Genomic DNA, 5499 nt, shown 5'->3' on the forward strand with positions numbered 1-5499 from the left:
GCAAGGCCAATTTGATTGCCGTAGGAAGAATATCCCAAAGCCGCTTCCTTGGTAATCTTTGCTTGTGGGAGTTTTCCCTCTAGGGTATCCTCGTAAGCTTCCTTTATATTTCCAGCTCCACTTAGTCTCATGGCTTGGTAGACATAGCTTCTTCCAGAAAGTGGATCTCTTATAGCCCCTCCAAGACAAGTGGATGCTCCACCAAATGGCTCTATTTCTGTTGGATGGTTGTGAGTTTCGTTCTTAAACATTAGTAGATAATCTTCTAAGCTTTCCTTACCATCCTTTAGGACCCTAACCTTAGTAAAGACAGAGCAGGCATTAATCTCCTTACTTACTTCTAGATCATCGAAATTATCATTGGCCCTCATATATTTAGAAAGGATCGTTCCAAAGCTCATGAGATTAATTGGCTTTGTAAGGCCTAGCTCATCACGCATCTTTAGATACTTGTCGAAGGATTTCTTAATAGACTCATCAAGAAGGGTCTTTGCTTCGATATTTATATCTAGATAGGTGTTAAAGGTCGTATGCCTACAGTGGTCTGACCAGTAGGTGTCTAAGATTTTGATTTCAGTCTCATTTGGATCTCGATCTTCTTCTATAAAATAATCTTTAACCATCCTCAAGTCATCAAGACTCATAGCCAAGGAGTGTTCTTCTATGAAATTTCTTAGTTTATCATCATCAAAGTCTCTAAAGCCATCATAGCTTATATTTTCTAGATTCTTCTCATGGCTTAGCTTAAGGCTTGTTGGAATTCCCAAAAGATTTACCCTATGAGAATCAACTGGATTAATAATAAATTCTTCTATCTTTACAAGGTCCTCTGGACTTACTCCACTAATTTCATAAACTGTAGCAGCCCTTACTAGGAGATTTGGATCATCTATTACAAGCGATGCTGTATCTAAAACGCCTTGCTCCCTTTGGTTAAATTGACCTGGAAGATATTCGCTTACTATAGTATTTTTAAAGCTTTCTTGAAGCTTAAGGGCTTCATCAAAGGCGTAAGCTGTATCTACTGGAGCTTCGGCGAGGACTGTGTAGAGAAGTTTTTCTATATTTTTATCCTTAGTTTCTAGGTCATATCTTTTATAAATCTTAATACCCTCAAGATTAATCCCAAGAGAATTTTGTATTTTTTCTCTTAGATTTTTGGACTCAAAGTCATAAGCGTCTTTTTTCTTGACGTAGACTCTCTTAACTGATGGACCAATGTCCTTTCTGTAGTATTTACCATCGAAGTGGATTTTCTCAGCGTCTTCATAGACCTTGGCTATAGCCTCATCGAAGCTATGGCTTACGGAAACAACATTTAGGACTCTTCCGCTAGCTGTTAGAATCTTACCTTCTTCTTTCTTTGTTCCAGCATGGATTATCTTTGATTTTATTCCGTCTTCGAATTTTATTTCCTTTGAGACTTCATAGGATAGAGGATATCCTTCTGATGCTAGAACCAAAGAGACTGCTTTTTTGTCGTTTATTTTAAGCTTAACTTGATCTAGCTTTTTAGAAGAAGTTTTCATCAGTAAGTCCAGGATGTCATTATCTATAAGCTCTAATACGACTTGGGTTTCAGGATCTCCGAATCTTACATTGAACTCTAGGACATAAATTCCAGATTCGTTTATCATAAAGCCTATAAAGAGAACTCCCCTGTAGTCGATATTTTCTTTCTTGAATCCTTCTATGATTTTAGGAAGAATTTCTTCGCTTATCTTTTCCTTAAAGGCCTCTGCCTCAACATTTGGAGCATATGTTCCCATTCCACCAGTGTTTGGACCCATTTCTTTATCATAGATTTTCTTGTGGTCTTTGGCTGTTGGAAGAGGAATTATGGTAGATGAATCTGTAAGGGCAAGGAGGCTCATCTCAAATCCATCTACAAATTCTTCAATAATTAAGAACTTATCCATGGCAAGAATCTCGTCAACTTTCTCCCTAAACTCGCTTATCTTATCTATAATGAAAACTCCCTTACCTCCAGCGAGACCATCTCTTTTGAGGACGAGTTTTCCTTTTTCATTTATTAGCTTTTCCCCATAAGCTAGGATTTCATCTTTATCTTCACATCTCAGATAGGCTGGAGTCTTTATGCCGTATTTTTCTAGAAATTTCTTGCAATAGGACTTGCTTGATTCAAACTTAGAAACCTTCTTATTAACTCCAAAAACTTTTAAATCATTTTCTTGGAATCTGTCTACTAGGCCCATACAGAGGGGATCTTCTGGTCCCACTATTGTGTAATCAATCTCCTCTTTTTGGGCAAATTCAAGGAGTTTTTCAATATCAGTAGCCCCTATATCGATATTTTCTCCAATTTCACTTGTCCCAGCATTACCTGGAGCAAAGTAAAGCTTCCTATCATTTGCCTTAATTTTTTCTCCTAAGGCATGTTCTCTTCCACCAGATCCTACAATTAAAATTCTCATTGCTGCTCCTTAATGTTTGAAGTGACGTGATTTACTAAATACCATGCTCATATCGTATTCATTACATTTATCGATTGAGTCTTCGTCCCTTATAGATCCACCTGGTTGAATAATTGAGCTAATTCCCATCTCGTGGGCAAGCTCTACTGTATCTGAGAATGGGAAGAAGGCATCTGATCCAAGGACTGCTCCCTCAAAGTCCCTATCCTTAAAGTGGTCTTTGATAGACTCTAAGGCCCAAACTCTTGATTGTTGGCCTGCCCCACAACCTAGTGTTTTCATGCCCTTGGCTACGACTATGGCGTTTGATTTAACATATTTTACAACCTTTTGGGCAAACAAGAGGTCTTTGATTTCTTCTTCACTTGGTTTTTTGTCAGTTACTACATTTACTTCGTCTTTTCCGAAATCTTTTTCTTGGATAAGGACTTTTCCGTTGAGATATCTTATCTCTTCTCTTACACTTTCATTAGCAAAGTCGACTTTGACAAGTCTTACATTTTTCTTCTTTGTAAGAATTTCTAGAGCTTCTTTAGTAAAGTCTCTAGCTGCTATTATTTCTAAGAATATTTCATGCATTTTTGAAGCTGCTTTCTCATCAACTACTCCATTTACTGCAAGGATTCCTCCAAATATAGATTGGCTGTCGCACTCGAAGGCCTTGATATATGAATCATAGACATCACTACCTACAGCTACTCCACATGGTGATTGGTGTTTTAGCGCAACTACTGCATTTTCTCCTAACTCTTGGGCAAGCTCTAGGGCTGGGTTTAGGTCGTTGTAGTTGTTATAGCTCATTTCCTTGCCGTGGATTACTTCTATATTCTCCATTAGCCCTGTGACGAATGGATCGTTGTAAAGACTTGCCGCTTGTCCTGGATTTTCCCCATAACGTAGATCAGATTCTTTCTCAAATCCGTAGGTCTTATATTTAGATTCTTCTCCAGTAAGTTTGGTGAAGTATCTTGCTATTACTGAATCATAGAAGGCTGTAAGGCTATAGGCCTTCATAGCGAGCCTTTGCCTATAAGCTAGGTCGATATCATCATTTTTAAGTCTTTCGATTAATTCATCATAGTCACTTGGATCTGTTACGATTAGTACATCCTTGTGATTTTTGGCAGCAGACCTTACCATTGATGGACCACCGATATCGATATTTTCGATTATCTCTTCTGGATTTCCCTTCTTAAGAGCCTTTTGAAACTCGTATAAATTGACAACTACTATATCAATCGGTTTTATTTTTAATTCTTCTACAGTTTCACAGTGCTCGGAGTCATCTCTCTTATAAAGAATTCCCCCATGAACATAAGGAGATAAAGTCTTTACTCTTCCTTCTAGGATTTCTGGAAAGTTTGTTATTTCTTCGATTTCTGATACATCTACTCCACTTTCCTTAATTTTTTGGTATGTGCCACCTGTTGATATAAGACTTACTCCTAAGTCGCTAAGCCCTTTGGCTAGTTTTTCTATTCCTGTCTTGTCAGTAACTGATAGTAAAGCTCTCAATTTAACTCCTCCAATTGTTTGATTACTTCTTTCAAGCTCTTATGCTCTACTTCTAGGACCGTCTTTGCAATTTCTTCAGCACTTTCGCACTTACTTATGTCAACTTTTCTTTGAAGAATAATATCTCCATCGTCTAAGTTTTCATTTACATAATGAATACTAACTCCGCTAATCTTTTCTTTATTTTCAAATACTGCCTTGTGGACATTCATTCCATAAAATCCCTTGCCACCATATTTAGGTAGGAGTGAAGGATGGATATTGATTATTTTGTATTTATCTATGATCTTCTTACTAACTTTTGGCAAATATCCTGCAAGAACTATAAGGTCTATTTTCTTATCACTTAGCTCTTCCAGAATCTCATCTTCGTCCTTGCTTATTAGATAGGCAATGTTTTCTTCCCTAGCATAATCAAGGCCCTTTGCATCTTTGTTTGAAACTATTAATTCAATCTGGCTTTCAAAATAATTTTCCTTTTCAGCATCTATAAGAGCCTTTAAGTTAGACCCAGTTCCTGAAATAAATACTGCAAGTCTCATTTCACTTCCCTTCTTATTGGATAGTCGCCTGTAAAGCAAGCATTACAATAATCATCTGGATTATTTGTAAGCTTCATCAAATTATCAATGCTTAGAAATTCCAAACTATCTGCTCCTATCTTCTTATTGATCTCCTCTATCGAAAGATTTGCCGCTATTAGCTTACTCTTATCTGGAGTGTCGACTCCGTAGTAACATGGGTTTGTAACAGGAGGCGAAGTCACTCTCAGATGAACTTCCTTAGCCCCAGCTTTTCTTACCCTTTCTATAAGTTTGGCACTTGTTGTCCCCCTTACTATGGAATCATCTACCAGTACAATTCTTTTGCCGTTAAGGACCGACTTTTGTGGATTTAGCTTAAGCCTTACAGAAAGTTCCCTCTCCTTTTGGTCTGATTTTATGAAGGTCCTTCCCATATATCTATTTCTTACAAGACCAGCTGCAAATGGAATCCCAGATCTTTGGGCATATCCTATAGCTGAAGGTGTACCAGAATCTGGTACAGGACAGACTAGATCAGCTTCCACAGGAGCCTGATCGTATAAAAGCTCGCCGCTTCTTCTCCTAAACATGTAGGCATTTGTTCCTTCGATATTAGCATCAGGCCTTGCTGTGTAGATATACTCGAAGATACAATGCTTACAATCTACCTTTCTATCATCCTTGTAGGATTTAATCCCGTCCTTATCGCAAACTACAATCTCTCCTGCTTCTATATCCCTATAATCATCAATGTTAAGAATTTCTATAGAGCAATTCTCACTTGCTATAATCGTAGTTTCACGATCAAAACCTATCATAAGAGGCCTTATTCCATTGTAGTCCCTAAAGCCTACTATCTTATCCGGCATACAAAGCACACATGAATAGGCTCCCCTTAAATCTTCCATAGCTCGTCTTATAGCTTTTACAATATCTCCCTCGAAATATCTCGTAATCAAAAGAAGGATCAGCTCGCTATCTGTATATGTATGAAAGGCCATGCCCGCATCTTCTTCTTTTTTCTT

At 37.8% G+C, this 5499-nt stretch carries 4 protein-coding genes; all 4 read right to left on the bottom strand.

Annotation, left to right across the window (positions count from 1 at the left end; all coding sequences use genetic code 11):
* On the bottom strand, positions 1-2435 hold a 2435-nt coding region (gene purD / locus MRZ08_RS00445), incomplete at its 3' end, for a phosphoribosylamine--glycine ligase (RefSeq protein ID WP_297377906.1).
* Between the two features lie 9 nt (positions 2436-2444).
* Positions 2445-3950 carry a bifunctional phosphoribosylaminoimidazolecarboxamide formyltransferase/IMP cyclohydrolase gene (gene purH, locus MRZ08_RS00450; protein WP_297377908.1) on the bottom strand — a complete coding sequence of 502 codons (1506 nt, stop codon included), beginning with the start codon at positions 3948-3950 and terminating at the stop codon, positions 2445-2447.
* Positions 3947-4492, bottom strand: coding sequence for a formyltransferase family protein (locus MRZ08_RS00455; RefSeq protein ID WP_297377911.1), 546 nt, complete (start codon positions 4490-4492; stop codon positions 3947-3949). The genes purH and MRZ08_RS00455 overlap by 4 nt, the downstream gene beginning before the upstream one ends.
* Positions 4489-5499, bottom strand: a 1011-nt coding sequence (locus MRZ08_RS00460; RefSeq protein WP_297377914.1) for a phosphoribosyltransferase family protein, incomplete at its 5' end; no start/stop codon positions are given. The genes MRZ08_RS00460 and MRZ08_RS00455, both read right to left, overlap by 4 nt.

It is taken from the genome of Anaerococcus sp., assembly GCF_022770135.1.
Lineage (GTDB): Bacteria > Bacillota > Clostridia > Tissierellales > Peptoniphilaceae > Anaerococcus.